Annotated in this window: 18 protein-coding genes; 13 read left to right on the plus strand and 5 right to left on the minus strand. The window is 53.0% G+C overall.

Translation table 11 applies throughout. The annotated features are described in order from the left end of the window. Positions 1-160 precede the first annotated feature (160 nt). Both ACJJIF_RS15335 and ACJJIF_RS15340 read left to right on the plus strand, forming a co-directional pair. Positions 161-619 (plus strand): hypothetical protein, encoded by a 459-nt coding sequence (locus ACJJIF_RS15335; protein WP_444929200.1) that lies wholly within the window; start codon positions 161-163, stop codon positions 617-619. 13 nt (positions 620-632) lie between these two features. After that, positions 633-812: a hypothetical protein gene (locus tag ACJJIF_RS15340; protein WP_444929201.1), complete on the plus strand. Its 180-nt coding sequence runs from the start codon at positions 633-635 to the stop codon at positions 810-812. A 37-nt stretch (positions 813-849) separates the two neighbouring features. Here ACJJIF_RS15340 and yihA read toward each other — a convergent pair whose 3' ends face one another. After that, on the minus strand, positions 850-1,509 hold the full coding sequence (gene yihA / locus ACJJIF_RS15345) for a ribosome biogenesis GTP-binding protein YihA/YsxC (protein ID WP_444929202.1): 660 nt from the start codon (positions 1,507-1,509) through the stop codon (positions 850-852). Between the two features lie 124 nt (positions 1,510-1,633). On the opposite strand from yihA, the gene ACJJIF_RS15350 reads away from it, so the two are divergent. The 9 genes from ACJJIF_RS15350 to ACJJIF_RS15390 all read left to right on the plus strand — a co-directional run bounded on the left by ACJJIF_RS15350 (position 1,634) and on the right by ACJJIF_RS15390 (position 9,249). Beyond that, positions 1,634-2,296 carry a c-type cytochrome gene (locus ACJJIF_RS15350; protein ID WP_444929203.1) on the plus strand — a complete coding sequence of 221 codons (663 nt, stop codon included), beginning with the start codon at positions 1,634-1,636 and terminating at the stop codon, positions 2,294-2,296. Between the two features lie 227 nt (positions 2,297-2,523). Continuing rightward, complete coding sequence (locus ACJJIF_RS15355; protein ID WP_444929204.1) at positions 2,524-3,210, plus strand: thiol:disulfide interchange protein DsbA/DsbL; 687 nt, start codon at positions 2,524-2,526, stop codon at positions 3,208-3,210. Between the two features lie 279 nt (positions 3,211-3,489). Beyond that, positions 3,490-3,957, plus strand: coding sequence for an ecotin family protein (locus ACJJIF_RS15360; protein ID WP_444929205.1), 468 nt, complete (start codon positions 3,490-3,492; stop codon positions 3,955-3,957). A 260-nt stretch (positions 3,958-4,217) separates the two neighbouring features. After that, positions 4,218-4,697, plus strand: coding sequence for a hypothetical protein (locus tag ACJJIF_RS15365; RefSeq protein WP_444929206.1), 480 nt, complete (start codon positions 4,218-4,220; stop codon positions 4,695-4,697). Between the two features lie 45 nt (positions 4,698-4,742). Beyond that, on the plus strand, positions 4,743-5,381 hold the full coding sequence (locus ACJJIF_RS15370; protein ID WP_444929207.1) for a hypothetical protein: 639 nt from the start codon (positions 4,743-4,745) through the stop codon (positions 5,379-5,381). 289 nt (positions 5,382-5,670) lie between these two features. Beyond that, positions 5,671-6,081 carry an ACT domain-containing protein gene (locus tag ACJJIF_RS15375; RefSeq protein WP_444929208.1) on the plus strand — a complete coding sequence of 137 codons (411 nt, stop codon included), beginning with the start codon at positions 5,671-5,673 and terminating at the stop codon, positions 6,079-6,081. 14 nt (positions 6,082-6,095) lie between these two features. Next, entirely contained in the window at positions 6,096-6,839 is a 744-nt protein-coding gene (locus tag ACJJIF_RS15380) for a hypothetical protein (protein WP_444929209.1), read from the plus strand. A gap of 157 nt (positions 6,840-6,996) precedes the next feature. Further along, on the plus strand, positions 6,997-8,622 hold the full coding sequence (locus tag ACJJIF_RS15385) for a M28 family metallopeptidase (RefSeq protein WP_444929210.1): 1,626 nt from the start codon (positions 6,997-6,999) through the stop codon (positions 8,620-8,622). Positions 8,623-8,754: 132 nt separating this feature from the next. Beyond that, positions 8,755-9,249 (plus strand): hypothetical protein, encoded by a 495-nt coding sequence (locus tag ACJJIF_RS15390; protein ID WP_444929211.1) that lies wholly within the window; start codon positions 8,755-8,757, stop codon positions 9,247-9,249. A 46-nt stretch (positions 9,250-9,295) separates the two neighbouring features. Here the strand turns inward: ACJJIF_RS15390 and ACJJIF_RS15395 are convergent, their stop codons facing one another. After that, positions 9,296-10,174 (minus strand): LysR family transcriptional regulator, encoded by an 879-nt coding sequence (locus ACJJIF_RS15395; protein ID WP_444929212.1) that lies wholly within the window; start codon positions 10,172-10,174, stop codon positions 9,296-9,298. Positions 10,175-10,298: 124 nt separating this feature from the next. Here ACJJIF_RS15395 and ACJJIF_RS15400 point away from each other — a divergent pair, with 124 nt between their 5' ends. Both ACJJIF_RS15400 and ACJJIF_RS15405 read left to right on the plus strand, forming a co-directional pair. Further along, the gene (locus ACJJIF_RS15400) at positions 10,299-11,075 is read left to right on the plus strand and encodes a ferredoxin--NADP reductase (protein ID WP_444929213.1); all 777 of its coding nucleotides are present in this window, start codon (positions 10,299-10,301) and stop codon (positions 11,073-11,075) included. A gap of 138 nt (positions 11,076-11,213) precedes the next feature. Continuing rightward, positions 11,214-11,774 (plus strand): lipocalin family protein, encoded by a 561-nt coding sequence (locus ACJJIF_RS15405; RefSeq protein WP_444929214.1) that lies wholly within the window; start codon positions 11,214-11,216, stop codon positions 11,772-11,774. Here the strand turns inward: ACJJIF_RS15405 and ACJJIF_RS15410 are convergent. Genes ACJJIF_RS15410 through ACJJIF_RS15420 form a run of 3 tightly spaced genes read right to left on the minus strand, consistent with a single transcriptional unit; the run spans position 11,766 to position 16,889 of the window. Beyond that, a complete protein-coding gene (locus tag ACJJIF_RS15410; RefSeq protein ID WP_444929215.1) occupies positions 11,766-13,457 on the minus strand; it encodes a hypothetical protein in 1,692 nt (563 codons plus the stop codon). The genes ACJJIF_RS15405 and ACJJIF_RS15410 overlap by 9 nt on opposite strands. Beyond that, positions 13,454-15,697 carry a hypothetical protein gene (locus tag ACJJIF_RS15415; protein ID WP_444929216.1) on the minus strand — a complete coding sequence of 748 codons (2,244 nt, stop codon included), beginning with the start codon at positions 15,695-15,697 and terminating at the stop codon, positions 13,454-13,456. The genes ACJJIF_RS15410 and ACJJIF_RS15415 overlap by 4 nt, the downstream gene beginning before the upstream one ends. After that, positions 15,690-16,889 (minus strand): N-terminal double-transmembrane domain-containing protein, encoded by a 1,200-nt coding sequence (locus ACJJIF_RS15420; protein ID WP_444929217.1) that lies wholly within the window; start codon positions 16,887-16,889, stop codon positions 15,690-15,692. Before ACJJIF_RS15420 ends, ACJJIF_RS15415 begins: the two co-directional genes overlap by 8 nt. Position 16,890: the final 1 nt, after the last annotated feature.

Below are 16,890 nucleotides of genomic sequence, written 5' to 3' on the forward strand. Positions count from 1 at the left end.
CCCTAGCCGGTAGCCCCCATCTACCGGCTTTTTTTATTCCCGTGAACGCTTCTCAAATCCTTAAGTAAGGACGAGAAAGGCGCCTCTTAAACACAAATGCACTTGCAAATGATAATGGTTCGCATTATCTTTGATTGAAGTCAAATATGGGGGCTTACCGGTGAATTTACGTTATTTGTGTGCCAACCACCGCCAGTGGTTGACCGCCGACACCGATCGTGCGGAGAAGGCGTGGCTCGATTGGATTGAACGCGGCAAGCTGTTGATTGAGGAGCGCAACTACGCTGAGGCCATTCCCTATTTGGGCTGTGCCTTCGACCTGGCCAGCTTTCTACTGGAAAAGCAGTGGCCAACCTATGCCATTTCGGCAACGCGCTTTAGTGAGAGCGCTCTCTGGCTAATGGCTGCCTACCGGGAGCTGGGCGATGAAAAACTTCGAAACTACATACTGGCCGGCGCCAGCTCAATGCTTGCCCGCGAATTGGGCGACAGCCACAAGCAGAGGATTGCTGCGGATTGCCTCAGCGCTCTGTACCCCGGAGAGGCACAGCAGCCGATGCGCGACTTCTCCAGCGCCAGATTGTCTGCCTGTATCAATGGCGGCAACAGCTTGCACTGAGGAGACTGAGCGGATGGACGCCGATGGCAACTCCGGTCTGCTGACGATTGCCATACATGAAGAGACTCTGGTCGCCCTTCTCGCACAGAGATACTTACACGCAGAGGAATTACACGGTTTAACTCCGGGAACACGCCGACGGCTGCACCGGGTACTGCTGCGCGCTCTGATTCCCGAACAGAAGCGTTTGTGATCGCTCGGGGGGCGCTGCCCCCGGGCTATCAATCAGATCAGTCCTCTACCGGGTCGCTCTCCTCGGAGATTTCCAGCCACTCATTGAGCTTGCGCTCGAGTTTGTCCAGGCCAGTCTTCTTGGTCGATGAGAAGATTTGCAGGGTGACCCCGTGATTCAGGCCCTGCTCTTTGAGGGCTTTCTCCACCGCAAAGCGGGTGTTGTTGGCGGGACCGTTCTTTAGCTTGTCGGCCTTGGTCAACAGGATGTGCACTGGAAGCTTGGCCTCGACCGCCCAGGTGAGCATATGCAGGTCGAACTCCTTGAGAGGTTGGCGAATATCCATTAGCAGTACCAGACCCCGCAGGCACTCACGCTTTTCCAGGTAGGTGGCCAGATGGCGCTGCCACTCGTCTTTCATACTGCGGGCGACCTTGGCAAAGCCATAGCCGGGCAGATCCACCAGGCGCTGCTGCTCGGAGAGGCGAAAGAAGTTGATCAGCTGGGTGCGCCCCGGGGTTTTTGAGGTGCGCGCCAGCTTGTTGTTTTCCGTGAGCGCATTGATGGCACTGGACTTCCCCGCATTGGAGCGGCCGGCAAAGGCCACCTCGGCACCGAGGTCCTCCGGACACTCCGCCAGGGTGGGTGCACTGGTGAGAAATTGTATGGAACGGTAGTTTAGTTTCGGTGGTTGAGCTTTAAATTCTGTATTTGACATCGTATAAGTCTGTTTATTCGGTACACTCGCTTGGCGCGCAAGTATATAATGCCGCCGTTTTCGCGTCGCAGGACTATCGGGGGCGGTGCGAAACGCCATCTCACAGCGCGCAATGGGACGACGTATGAACAGCATTATCAAGAACACTGCTCTGGCACTCGGTTTAGCTTTCGGCTTGGGCGCCGTGCCCTTGGCGATGGCTGCGGGCGACGCTGCTGCGGGCAAAACCAAGGCCGCTCAATGTGCAGCCTGCCACGGTGCAGACGGTAACAGCCTTGCCTCAGCTTTTCCAAAGATTGCCGGGCTCGGCGAAAAATATCTGCTCAAGCAGCTTCAGGATATTCAGAGCAAAACCCGCGATGTACCGCAAATGATAGGCCAGCTGGATAACTTCAAAGAGCAGGACCTAGAGGATATCGCCGCTTACTTTGCCTCTCAGCCAATGCAGCTGACCGGTTCAGCAGAGGCTGTTTCCGTGATGTTGAACAATGGGGACAAAGTCGACAGCCTGGATCTTGGTCGAAAAATCTACCGGGCCGGCAATATGGAGACGGGTGTTCCCGCCTGCATGGGGTGCCACTCACCCAGCGGACAGGGCAATGCTCCGGCCGGTTACCCGCGTCTGAGCGGTCAGTATCCGGAGTATATCGAGGCGCAGCTGAAAGCGTTCCGCGCAGGTACTCGCAATAACGACGGTGAAGTTCGCACTATGCGCACCGTGGCCAAGCAGCTCTCCGATGCGGAGATCAAGGCTCTGGCCAACTATATTGCCGGTCTGACGAACTAATCGCCAGTTGGTTTAGGTACAAAAAAGCCGGTCTGTGACCGGTTTTTTTGTACCTGTGGGTTAATCGCAAGCTCCCCTGCCCGGATAAACTGGACAGTTTTTGCAGTGCTTCCTTGCGCGAGGGTTCGGGAACTTAAATAATCTGCGCTGTCTATTGTGTCCTCAGTGGCGCGACAGCCCGCCGAGTTACGGCGTTCGCAGCACTAAATAAAAGTTGGAGAAAACTTATGAGAGCAGTTCTCGCCCCAATCACTATGGTTCTGGCTGTAATGTTCAGCCTCGTTGCCTGCGCCCAGGAAAGTGGCGAGTTTAAAGCGGGCCAGCACTATGAAGTACTGCCGCAGGCGGTACCGCAGAAAAGCAATGACAAGATCGAAGTGACTGAGATGTTCTGGTACGGTTGTGCCCACTGCTATCACTTTGAATCGATTCTGGATCGCTGGAAAGCAAAGATGCCCAGCGATGTGACACTGCTGAAGCTGCCTGCGATCTGGCAACCGGTGATGGATGTTCACGCGCGTATTTTCTATGTCGCAGAAGCCATGGGGGTTCTGGACAAAATGCACACCCCGATCTTCAACACTATCTACAACCAGCGCCAGATGCTGGCTATTCGCGAGGGCCGCAACTGGAAGCCCGACTTGAAGGCGATCGAGGCGCTGTTTAACAAGCACGGTGAAGATGGTGCCAAGGCGGCCAAACTGATGAACTCCTTCGCGATCAACAGCAAAGTGAAGCAGGGTATGGCCAACCAGCGCGCCTACAAAATGACCGGTACCCCAGAAGTGGTTGTTGCGGGCAAATACCGTATCAGCTCTTCCTTCCCCGGTTACAAAGGCAAGAGCAATGGTCAGGAGTTGATGCTGCAAGTGGCGGACTACCTGGTCGCCAAAGAGCGTGCAGAGCGCGGCTAAGCCAGCCGACGATACAAACCCCGCCTCGAGCGGGGTTTTTTATGCCCCCTCTAAAAGCACTGTGCCGGCACCCGCGCAGCAGCTTCTATTCCCCCTTAGTCATTTTCTGACTTGAAAGTCTAAAGCGGGTTTTGCCGCTTCACCGTCTGCAACAATGCCAATCGCGAATCCTGCTGGCGTCGACAAAGCGCACCGCTTTGCTGGGAGACGCAGGGGAAAGCGAACTAGACTTTATAAAGTTTTGTCCGCCACTCTCCGGCTTAGCAGTGAGGTCATACCATGCCAAGAGTAGTTGCCACTGTCTTCGTGTTGTTACTGGCTGTGGATAGCCTGGGCTCGGTACCGCTGGATGCATTTCCCGGGGAGGTCGATGGCAAATCACGCCATGTGATCGAGCTACCTAAAGTGGTGGATGAAAGCCGTTTTAGAGTCGAGCTGATGCCGGGAAAGAGTGAGCTGGTCGACTGTAACGGGCAGAGTTTCAGCGCGTCTTTGCGCAAAGATATTCTTCCCGGCTGGGGTTACCCCTTCTATGTGCTGTTGGATCTAACCCCGGCTGTGAATAGCCAAAAGGTGTGCGCGCCGGGCTCAGAAACCCGGCGATTTATTCGCGTGCGTGGCGACGGTTTGATGTTGCCCTATCGCAGCCACTTACCCCTGGTTGTTTACCTGCCCCAAGGGGTACAGCTGAAATATCGAGTGTGGCGGGCGGATAAGAATTTTTCTAAGGCAAGTTCAGCTAATTAAGCTAGCGAAAAACCTGACCGCCCATTCTAATTGGGAATCTGTCGTAAATTTAAATATTTTTAATGCTTATCCTGCCACCGTTGTAAATTGCGTCTAGCCTTACTATTTGAGGGATGTGAAAAATAGCGCCCAAGCATTTTTTCACGCCGATAAGTGAGGCTTTGGCCCCGTAATCGGAAAGGAAAATTGGCGACTTCTTTAGTCGTCTTTTGAATAACTCACCCCGGTATTGCACCGGGGCCGATATCCTGGGGCTGCGCATGAAGTTCTTGCGTCATTTACCAAAGCGGCATTTTATTAAACCGGTTATTTCCTTAGTCACAGCAGTACTCCTAGCGGTGCCGCTGTGGGCCTCGGCGGAATCCGCCCAGCAAAAGTGGGCGGGAAATTGGCTGGTCGTGAGTGAAGGTGATGACCAGTTAGTGTGGCAACTTCACGCCGATGGCTCCGGGTTCGCCTATGGATTTAATACCAAGGGCCTGTTAACCCATGGTTTTGCCATTAACTGGCAGCTGGATGGCGACCGAGTGCGGGTGAAAACGGGCACTTCGGTCCGCTGTAAGGGTGGCGTTGTCTCTGTCGCATTCAGAGACTGGAGCCGTACCACCCTGCTATTTGCGGTGATCGATGGCCGCCACTGGCTCCAGGCTGGCGGTGGGCTCTTGAGTTTTCAGCGCCGTCTGGCGAACTGGCAAACCCCTAAAGCGGGGGCGAGCTGCCCGGATATTGTCAGTCGCTAGCCGCTGATTGTTGTGCCGGCCGCGTTTAACTCGGGTATAGCAAAGATGATCCGCTGGTGGGGAAAGAGCAAACTCTACCTTTTCCCACCATTGCTTGTTTTTGCTTTAATGACCAATGCCAGTGAGGAAAAAAGAAAAACACTCAATGACGGCTGGCAGGCAAAATCCCGCTACCATGCCCATCAATGGGTTGGTGCCTGGCTGATTTCCCGCGATGGCGAAGCCCGCTATGTGTGGAGTTTAAAGCCCGATGGTAGCGGTAGGTCCTACGCCTTTTTAAGGCGGGATGGAACCATGCAATTTGTATTTGGCTACGATATTAATTGGTACTTTGATCCTTTTACACAAATGGCCAATATAAAGACCGAGCGGAGAATTGTTTGCCGGCAAGGGAAACTCTACCCCTATTTTCTCACCTTAAAATCCTATGAAAGTGACTATGCTGTGCGAGGCAAGTTTGCCTGGCAGACAACCTGGACAGAAGTGAGTATTGGGCAGAACCGCCTGCATAAATCTTTTATCGTTTTTGTCGCGCCCCTGTCCGCGTGGCATGATCCCGAGAGTGGGGCAGCCTGTCCCTCCTTCCCCCCTGTACGTCTGGAGCAGGATATTGATGCGGAGTTGAGACGCTGGGATGCAGAGCAGGACTCGTCGGCAGTCGATGTATCCCCCGGTACGGAATAATTTTTGATTTAATAGCTTGAGTCTTTATAAAAGGTAAACAGCACACCTTCAAGATTGACTTGATGATTAGGTGGATTTACTTTCGGGGACAATAATTATAAAAATGTGTGATCTTATTTTTTTCAAATTAAAATACCATGCCGGTTAACTAGAAAGATTTCAATAGGTCTTTTTTGAATTTTGGTTTTTCCTGGCTTAACCAGCAAGACTCTGCCATAAAATCCTGACGGTAAAGATAAGGCGGTTGTGTTTATCGATCTGAAGAAAACCTCCAGATGACAACGAGAGTATGAAAGCTGATCTATCCATAGTGAGAGCATTAAGGGCCCTGTACCCCAGACTACACGATGAAATTTACGTGTTTTGTCAGCTGGCAGATACCCGTGACACTCATATTTTGGCTCAGAGTTTATATTTTTTTCGCGAGGGTAAGGGAGTGAGCGTGATACTACCTCAAAGTTCTGCCCGACAATTAGAGATTGTGGCAAGTGCCCCCTTTCGTCAGATTAGTTTGCAGATACTGGCGGGTATCGAGATATCCCGCGTCACTCCTGTGGTTGCGCAGGAATTGATAGAGGCTGGGATCGATACCAGTGTGGTATCTACCCTACACAGCAGTCATATCTTTGTCCCTGAAGGGAGAGCAGAGTTTGCCCTAAATATTCTGCGCGGTATCCGCAACCGAGTTTCCTACAGCTGAGAAATGGCTTGCCTGTGCGCATCAGTTACCCCTCCGCACAACCCCACGGTGAGATTCGCCAGCTGCTGCCCAACTTTTTTTGTGTGCCCGGGACTATCAAGTTTGCGCCGGGGATCACCATTAACCGAAATATGGGGATCGCCCGCTGGCAGGACCAGCTTACTTTGATTAACCCCGTTAGGTTGCGTCCACAGCAGGAGGAAAAATTAAAAGATTTGGGGCGGGTGAGTCATGCCATCCGACTGGGCTATCACCATGGACGCGACGATCTTTACTATCGAGATCACTTTAACCTTACCTATTGGCGGCAGAGAGGCTCGGATTTTTACCCTCCGCCAGCGGACAGAGTCGTGTGTGAGAGTGAGAGCTGCCCAATTCCCGGGGGGCGCTTTATGGTGTTTGCCCACAGCCAGTTTCCCGAGGCTGTGTTGTGGCTCCCGCATAGTGGGGGCTTGCTTATCAGTTGCGATGCCTTGCAGTACTGGAATTCCTGGCACGGCTGTACCTGGCTTGGCAAAAACCTGCTGAGGTTTTCCGGTATACGCCGGGGGATGCAGGTTGTGCCCAGTTGGCGGATAAGAGTGACACCAAGTGATAAAGATCCCAGGTTGTGGTTGCGGGATGACTTCGAGCAAATTCTGCGACAGCCCTTTTTGCATTTTCTTGCCGCTCACGGAGATTTTTGTGCGGATAATGCTTATGAAAAAGTAGTTTGTGCGGTGAGGCGAGCGTTCCCCGGTATAGAGAAAGCCGCATAACTAGGTTGCGGCTGGACTGCGGCTGGACTGCGGCTGAGACTAGCCGGTGTCGTGGTAAGATGGGCTATTGCTCGACGGTCTGCAAGTTGAGGGTACAACTCCACAGGACCTGTCCGTATCAACAATCACGCTTTTTTCCTGAGAAGTAACACTCCCCATGAGAATTAAGAGTCTATTGGGTGCCCTGACTATGGCACTTCTGGTGGCTTGTACCACCTCAAACCTTGAAAAGACTAGCCCCATTGCTGATAGCGATTATATCCGACGGGATATCAATTACCTCGCATCAGCTGAGTTGGAGGGGCGCGATACCGGTAGTGAGGGCTATCGCAAAGCCGCACAGTATGTCGCTCAGCAGTTTCAAAAGATGGGGCTGCTCCCGGCGGGTGAGCAAGGCTATTTTCAGGAGGTGCCTTTTCGCAGCGCCAGTTGGGATGGAGATGATCCTAAATTTATCCTGCAAGGCCCGGACAATATAATTGCCATGCAGTTTGGTGAGGATTTCCTCGCATCTCCCTCTGCGCTAAGTGAGAACTCACAGCTCAATGCTGAGTTGGTATTTGTCGGTTACGGCATTGAGGCTCCAGACTACGGCATCGATGATTATGCTGGCCTGGATATCCAGGGGAAAATCGTGGTTGCTCTGGCTGGGCGTCCACAAAGCCTGCCCAGTGAAGTGGGGGCACATCACTCCTCTTCGCGTACCAAGCGCCAAGCCGCAGCAAAGCACGGCGCCGTAGGTTTTATCCGCTTATATACGCCCGAGCGGGAGAAGCGCCGTCCATTCACATATTATGCAGAGCACCGCTTTGACGATACGTTTGATTGGGTGAAAAAGAATGGTATGCCGGGTAGCGCAATCCCGGGTATGCACCCGGGAGTGATGTTGAGTATCGCTGCGGGCAGCAAGCTGTTTAATGGTGCTGAGCGCAGTCTTGAAAGTATTTTTGCCGATATTGAGCAGGGAAAGATTCCGACAGGTTTTCCGCTTGAGTACCGCGCGGAATTAAGCAGCAGCTCCAAGCATCAACGCGTAGTCAGTCCCAATGTAGTGGCGGTTCTGCCGGGTAGTGATCCACTGCTGAAAGATGAATATGTTGTTTTTTCCGCACACCTGGATCACGTTGGAAAAAAAGAAGGCGGTGAGATTTACTACGGTGCCCAGGATAATGCAGCTGGTATCGCGGTTATGCTGGAAACTGCACGCCTATTTGTAGAATCTGGGCAGTCCCCCCGCAGATCGCTGCTGTTTGTAGCTGTTACCGCTGAAGAAAAAGGTCTGTTGGGGTCGGACTACTTTGCCGAGTACCCCACAGTGTCACTGCCGTCTATCGTAGCCAATATCAATCTTGATATGCCTATGCTGCTGTATCCATTCCGCGACATTATTGCTTTTGGTGCTGAGCATTCCTCTTTGGGACAAATTGCGGAACAGGCTGCACACCGCTCTGGGTTAAAACTCAGTCCAGACCCTATGCCCGAGGAAGTGATCTTTGTGCGCAGTGACCACTACAACTTTGTCCGTCGTGGAGTGCCCTCGATCTATTTGATTACTGGCCGGGAGGCAAAAGACTCCAGTGTAGATGGTACCGCTGCACAGATGGCCTTCTTCCGCGAGCGCTATCATAAGCCCGGGGATGCTGCGGACGAGCAGATTAACTATGAGGCGGCCAAACAGTTTACCGAGGTGAACTACCTGATTGCCAGGGAAGTGGCTGACTCTAAAGCTAGGCCATTTTGGTATGAAGGGGATTTTTTTGGGGAGCTATTTGGTACTAATTAGGGCGTAGTGACTAATCGTTCAACTGTGAACAAATTGTGCATATTTTTTGTAATATGAATATAAGTTTATGTTAAATTGCGCAGCCTATCGGCTAGCTACCGATAAATAAGATATATAACACTAGGAGTAAATATGTTTAAGAAATTTGCTTTGGGGGCTGTTGTTGCTGGATTGGTAACGGTAACTGGCTGTGCAAGTATCGTGAGTGAGAGTTCCTATCCGGTAACTATCAATAGCACTCCGAACGGTGCAAACTTCACCATTATTGATTCAGTGGGCCTGGATGTTCACAGTGGTGTAACCCCTGACACTATTACCCTGCCGGCATCCGATGGCTTCTTCTCTTCCGCGAGCTATACGGTGAAATACCAAATGGCGGGTTACAATGAGCAGAGCTTTGAGATCGAAGCGGGTATGGACGGCTGGTACATCGGTAATATCGTTTTCGGTGGCCTAATTGGCTGGTTGATTGTTGACCCTGCAACTGGCGCAATGTGGAAACTGCCAGAATCTGTGAACGTTACTTTTCGGTCAGATACTGCAGCAGCTCCAATGGGTGGGTTAAATATTGCTTCTATCGACGAAGTGCCGGAAGAAGCTAAAGCACAGCTGGTACGAATTAAGTAATATCGTTGCCGGTTGTTAGAAAGCCACCCTTGGGGTGGCTTTTTTATTAGGCCTGCTTACACAGCTCTATCCAGCGCTCAATTCCCGCACTTCTATATTTTTGTCGCTGTAAGGCAAAATAAAATTCTCGATGAAAATTCCTATGTGGTACAGATAGCTCAATTAGTGATTCCCGCTTTAGTGCGTCAGCTAATGAAACCCGGGATAAGCAGCTGATACCAAGTCCGGCCTCTACTGCTCGTTTAATGGCTTCTGTATGCTGTAGCTCCAGCAAAATATGGAGACTGGGAAGTATTCCCGCCATTGCCCGTTCAAAAGTCTGGCGGGTACCGGAGCCTGACTCCCGGGTTATCCATGTGGCATTGAGGAGGTCCTTGTCTCTTAGGCGTTTGCGCTGAGCCAGAGGGTGGGAGGGCGCGCAAAAGACGACCAGTTCATCGTTGCGCCAGGGGATTATTTCAAGTTCTGGGTGGTTGATCTCCCCCTCTATTAGTCCCAAATCCAACTCAAAGTTGAGAACGCGCTCAGCGATTGTCGAGGTATTGGCAACTTCTAGTTCCACTCGTGTGCCGGGTTGCTCTTCCATATAACGGGCCATCACGCTGGCAGCCAGGTAGTTGCCAATGGTGAGGGTGGCTCCGATCTTCAGGCTTCCCAGTTCCCGGTGAGTGGCCAGTGTCAGTTCAAGCTCCTGGGCCCGCTCTAGAAGCTCTTCCGCCCGTGGCCACAACTGCCGCCCCAATTCATTCAGACGCAGGCGTTTACCGGTACGCTCGAACAGGCGCAGCTCAAACTGCTGTTCAAACTCTTTTAGCGCGGTGGAGGCAGCGGACTGGGACATACTCAGGCTCTCCGCAGCGCGGCTGACATTCTCGTAATGGGCACAGGCGAGGAAGACCTCTAGCTGGCGGAGCGTATAGCGCAAAGGGATATCTCCAGTTGATCGTTAAAATAGATAAGGAATATCGAAATATCCCACTTTGCCAATAGATCTTCTAGGGCTAAAATTCAACTACCAAGAGACTCGTGGAATAACCGGTTTTAAGTTTATGTCCAAATTTAATATAGAAAAGGTGTTGGAAGTCCATCACTGGAACGACACACTGTTTAGCTTCAAGACCACTCGGGATTCGGGTTTTCGCTTTGAGAATGGACATTTCACAATGATCGGTCTGCAGCAGGACAACGGCCGTCCGTTGCTGCGCGCTTACTCTATTGCCAGTGCCAACTACGAAGATGAGTTGGAGTTCTTCAGCATCAAGGTACCCGATGGCCCCCTGACTTCCCGTTTGCAGAAGATTGTGCCGGGCGACGAGATTTACGTGAGCCAAAAGCCCACCGGTACCCTGGTTGCGGATCACCTGTTGCCGGGCAAACGCCTGTGGTTGCTGTCTACAGGTACTGGTCTGGCGCCTTTCATGAGCATTATCAAAGACCCCACCGTCTACGAGCGTTTCGATCAGGTAATCCTTACCCACGGTGTTCGCTATGTCTCTGAACTGGCCTACCAGGAGCAGATCGAGAACGAATTGCCGGAGCATGAGTACTTCGGCGAGATGGTGCGCGAGCAGCTGCTCTACTACCCAACCGTGACCCGTGAGCCCTACCGCAATACCGGCCGCCTGACCGACCTGATGCTGTCTGGCAAACTCTTTACCGATCTGGGTGTGCCCAAGCCGAGTGTTGAAGAGGACCGCTTTATGCTGTGCGGCAGCCCGGCAATGCTGAAGGATCTCACCAATATCCTCGATGACTGGGGGTTCAAGGAGACCCGCGCAGGTGTGCCTCATGAGTATGTGATTGAGCGCGCTTTCGTCGAAAAATAAGTTAGCTAGTCCAGCGATAAGAAAACCACCCTTGCGGTGGTTTTTTTATGGGTGAAATAGCGCTTCCCAGCGCTATCCTGCATTGTGAGGTATTGAGCTTCTACTCTGTTCTAAGTCGAGTTTGCCGGGAGTGGCTGGATGAAGCTGTTTTCTCTGCTTGTGTTGCTGTTGCCCCTCTTGTTGCTAGGGGCCTGTACACGGCTGCCTGAAGGGGTTGAGCCAGTACAGGATTTCCAACTACAGCGCTATTTAGGCCGCTGGTATGAGATCGCTCGCCTGGATCACTCTTTTGAGCGCGGCCTGACTCGGGTAACCGCCGACTACAGCCTAAGCCCGGATGGGTCTGTCGCGGTGATTAATTCGGGGTATTCCAAAGTGCGTGATGTCTGGCAAATCGCCAAGGGTCGGGCCGAGTTTGTCGGCCCTAGGGATATCGGCCATTTGAAAGTCTCTTTTCTCGGCCCCTTTTACTCGTCCTATATCGTTATCGCCCTGTCGGATGATTACCAATACGCGATGGTGTCTGGCTACGATAAATCCTACCTGTGGATATTGTCCCGCACCCCGACCATGCCCAAGGGTGTGTTAGCGCAGTTTTTAGATAAGGCCAAAGCCCTGGGCTATCCCGTCGAGCAGCTGATATTTCCCCAGCAGGAGGCACAGCGGGGCAATAACCCCACGGCACAGCCTTCAAGATAGCGATCTGTGCAAGAGCCTACGCTCTCGCCACCAGCTTATACATACCAGTAACAGCAGAATTAGCGCCGGCCAGCGGCGCTCCAGTGCTACTTTACTGGCGCGATTATCCGCGATTGGTCCCAAGCGCGCGGCGGCCATCTGCCGTGTCTCAGTGGTATTTAGGGACTGTTGCCACAGGGGCCAGTCCCCTTGGGCGAAGATATAGAAGTCTAATACCGACCCCCCTTCCGCTTTGGCTTGAAGCTGGTGCCAGCCAGAACCCTGTGGCCAGAAGCTGTAGCACTGGCCTTGGGAATTACTGCCTACGGCGATTCCGCTGAGAGGGGGGGAGCTATTTTGAGAGTCCTGTAATCGAGGGCTCTGCTGAGAAAAAAGTGGGCTGCACAGGGTGAGGCGCTCTTGTGTGCGCGGTAACTTATTGGAGAGCGTTACTGGCTGCTGTCTGCCCAAGTGTTGGAGTTGGTAATCGACAATGGACTTCCACAGGCTGGAGAATTCGGCAGCAAAGCCACTGGTTAGCCAGCGATAACTATCGGTAAATAGGATAAAGCCCAGGTGCTGTTCCTGGTGCGAGCGCCCCCAGAATAGAGGTTTTTCTTTGTTGCCCAGTAAGAAATCATTGGAACCCGGCTCGGTGACGTTAAAGCCTAGATGACGCAGTAGGGGAGCTTGCGGGTTATCCGCTTTTTGGTAGCCAAAGCCGGCGGAACCTGGGGGAGAGTCTCCCGCTTGCAGAGGCATGGATTGGAATGCGCTGTATTGGATAAAGCCCTCAGAGCTATCGCTACTGACCAGCCATAACAGTGACTTTTTTGTGCTTAGCTCATTGAGCTGTTGCCGCTGCTGAGGGGAAAGCTGTGGCCATAAACGGCTATCGAGAATCAGTAGATCGAAGGGACTTGCGCTTGCGAGTAGATCCGCAGGTTTGGTTAATGGCAATCCGTTAAGGGCTTCTGTTCTTATAACTTCAGGTGCCAATTGGGTCATGACCTGTGCCGCTACGCCGGATTGACGCAGCCAGCGGGAGAGAGCGGCTGTCTCGAAAGAAGGGCGAGTGAGCCATAGCAATACCTTGGGCTGGAGCGGCTCTCGCACCAGAATAGGTAAGGGATCTGTATGGGTTTCCCCGGCTTTGCTGTCAATCCGCACCCGGTATAGCTGGGAGCCTGCGAGTTTTGGAGTGGCAGTGAGTCGTGCCTGAATTGTTTCTCCCACTTTCAACTCAAGACTGTCTTCAGTATGGCCGTAGGGATTGAGCAGGCTAATTTTTACGTTTTCGGTCAGTGGCTGGTTGTTGTGAACCTTTAACTTTAAAGAATCACCCAAGGTAATTTGCCGCTGCCAGTCGAATTCCCAGTGGCCATCAGATCCCTGGATCTTCGATAACTCCAGACGCACCGGTGCCAGGTCCCGAAGTTTGTCGCGGCCGAGTGGCTCCCCATTGAGGGAGATATTTTCCACACCATTGAGATTTATTGGATGTGAGCTCGCCAGCTGTTTGCTGTCGATAGAGATATTGCGCTCGGCGGGAATGATTGCCGGCGGCTGCCAGAGCATCCAGGCACTCAACCAAATGGTCAGTTGCAGGCCATAGTCGAACGGCTTGGCGCCTCGGCGGCGCAACAGTACCAATGATACTAAACAGGCCAATAGGCACAGGCCGGGTATTAATAAATCAATCACAATGATTTCTCCCCTTGCTGGTGTAGCCAGCGGCTGAAATGGCCGTCGGCCTCAGTTTGCAAAGGCAGTGAAGGGGCGGATTCCGGTGCCGGCAGTAGCTGATAGAGCAGTTGATTCAGGGAGTCCGTGCAACCAATACAGTTCGGTTGTTGGTGGCGCTGCTGGTATAAACGCAGCTGTTTGGCGAGTTCCAGGCCAAGATCTGGTGATTGCTCTGCGGCTAGCTCATTTATCTGCACCAGCAGATCGGTATTGAGTTCGGCGCCAGCGTCTACCAGGGCCATTAGGGTGAGCACCTGTGCTCTTTGTTTTTGTTCAAAGGCACTGTCGACAGTTTCTGGCACTACGTCTTCCCGTTCACCGCTGAGGCGGCGGCTTTCGTCTACAGGCGGTGCCTCGAAGCCGACTCTCTGCAAGTAAATACGCGAGGCCTGCTGTACTTCTTTGATAAAACGCAGCGCCCGGTGCTGGTGGGGCAGGGAGGCCTGGGGTTCGATTACCGACAGGTCGCGCCAGGAACTCCACATGGCGTTCAGCGCGTTGCGCAGCAGCTCCTTGGTTTGGGGATCAAACAGGGTGGCGTGTTCAGAGCTGTCATGCTGATGCCCGACGGAAGCGACTATGCGCTCTGCCTGCTGGAAACGGGAGCCACGCTGGGCAAAGGGAGCGGCAGTTTCTTCGCCATGTGCCTGGTGCTCACCTTGTTCTGGATGATCGTGGCTATGACCGTGTTCGGACTCCTCTTTATCATCGTGCTCCTCGCTTTCTGCGCCAGAATGCTCCGCTTCCGAATCCTCTTCGCCGAGAAAGCGGCCGTAGCGCATGCGCAACAAGTTCTGTTCATAGGCTAAACCCTCGGCGCGCTTGCGAAACTCCTGCGGGTGCAGCTGTTCTCGCTCGGCTAATAGGGCCTCGGTATCTATAATCAGCTGGCGTTGGCTGCGGAAGTACTCCGGCAGTATTTTAATCGCCATACCCTCGCTGTCACTCAGCCCAAAAATCTCCTCCTGTGGCCAGCGCAAGATAAAGTGTTGGCTCTTGGCAACGTTGGCACTGGGCTCGCGGTTATCTCTGGCCTCCAGATACCAGTAGAGTTCATCGCCCGCCTCCATGGAAAACTGCTGGATAGGTAGGGTGAAGTCGTAGCGAACTTCTTTGCGGTTTATTGAGGGCGTTTCGCGTGAAGGCTCCGCTGTTGAAGAGGAGGGCTGCAAGCTGCTGAGTGCAATACGCTCTTCGCGAAAGCGTAAATTTTCCCCGCTACCGCTGGCAAGGGTGACCAATAAATCCGCAGAACTCACCTGGTAATCATCATTAATGATTACTTTCACGGGAATACCTTGGGCGCTCCCTTTAATGGTATCGACGCGCAGGCTAGGTGCCTCAAAGGTAAACTCCGGAGCACTGTCTTTTTGCACCCGAATATTATGAATTTCCGGCAATAGCATTTGGCTCTCCGCGAGTTGCACTGAGAGCTGGTAAAAGTCTGCCTTAGCGATAGTGCGTTGTAATTGCCACTTTTTACTGGGTAGAGCACCTAGCGGAGAAAAGGTGAAGCGCTCAGCTTCGGCCAGCATTTCCAGCCCTTGCACCGGCTGATTCAATTCAAGTTGCCACTCGACCGCAGACTGCTCCGGCACATCGATTTGTAGGGATTGGCTGTCGGCTGCGAGCCCAGTGTAGGCGGGCGGCTGGATATGGGTTGCCGCGTGGGTTATGGCGAGTTTTTCGGCAACGGGAATAGCTGTATTTTGTTGCGTGGTCTCAGTTTTATCCCCAGTGAAGTGAGAATCGCTCAGTACAAATAGCAACAGTCCCAGGCAGGCACCGAAGGCATTTGTCAGGGTACTGCGGAGTTTTTTTGGACCGAAAGGCGACCGGTCGCCACTTTCCAGCAGTTGTTGCAGCTCTGTTTCGATACGCGCGCGCTGTAATTGCTGCAATGGACTTAGACAGGATTCCTGCTGGCTAAGTAACTGGCTGCTGTCTTGCAGCTGGGGATATTGTCCATCCAACTGTCGGCACAAGCGCTCGGGGCTTGGGCGCCAGCTGCGATCTAGCAGTATCGCTACAACAATAATCCCGAGCCAGGCGGGCAATAGCCACTGGGGCCAGCCGAATACAAAAATACCCAAGCCAGCCAGAAGACAGAGGCCAGTGGCGAGCCAGAGGTAGGGCCGCAGGGCTATCCGTTGCCAGCGCCTGCGCACACCGTTAAGGGTTAACTGGCGCTTATCCACGGTTCGCCTCCCGATTATGTTTGGCAGGAGATTGCGATAGGGCAATTAGGCGCTCAAAAGCCAGTAGTAACAGCAGGGCGGCTATTATCCAGGGAGACAGCTGCTCGGTGCGGCGGTTTTCCACTTCGCTATCGGCCACAGGAAGGCCTATCTCTGCCGGCAGCCGATGGCCAGACCAGTGGCTACGATTGTGGTGTTGCAGAGCCCAGTCTTGCCCGGACCAGTGCTGCCACAGGAGTTCGGGCAAATCCGCGCGGCGATAAAAGGCCTCGCTGTACCAGTCACTTTCGTAGCGCAGCCAACTTCCCCGTCCCACTGAGGCCGCTTGAGCTGACTGGCTGTTATCTACAGCAACGAAGTTGAGATTATCGGTAGGGGGGATACTGTTGTCGGTGATTAACAGGCCGCCGCCTGTAACAAATTCCAGCACGACTTGTGGCAGGGGAGCGGGGCCTGTGTAGATCAACCAATCTGCCTGCTCGGCATTGGGTGTCTCTTCTTGTTCCTGAATATGCACCGATAGTCCCGGCATATTGCTTTGCCAGTCTTCCAACACTGGTGCCCACCAGCTGGGCGCATTGCCCATTAAAGCGATGCTCGGTAATACCGGGCTCGGAGCTTTGGATGCTTTATCGAGGCCGTGCCACTGCCAATGGGGACTGACTCTCAGTGCCTGGTGGGATGCTGGACCCCCGTTGTTTATCAACAGGATATGAGCCCTACGCAAATCCGCCCGGCGTGATAGTGCCGATAGAGTTTTCCACAGGTCTACATTTTGTGGTGGGGGTGAGGTTACGGAAGGTGTTTCTGGGGATAACCACAGCACTTTATAACCTTCCCCGACAAGCTGTGGCAGTGAATTGTGGATAAATGTATTCGCTTCGCCCGCCCCAATTCTGGGGTCTACCAGTATCACGCCCTCTTGGGGATAAATTTCCCGTTTAATCAGCGGCTGTGCCAATAAACCTGCCAGCAGGGCGACGATTAGCAGGCGCAATAGCAGCAACCATTTGTTATCCACAATAGGGCGGCGCACGCGACTCTGTGAATATCTTTGTACCCATTGCAGCGCAGCAAAGGAGATCTGCTGTGGATTACTTCGGCGCAGCAAATGAATGGCGACAGGGATAATCAGGGCAGTGAATAGCCATAGCCACTGTGGGGATTGAAATAAGTTATTTATCCACAACATC

This window comes from Microbulbifer regidiadema (SeqCode) (genome assembly GCF_052467605.1).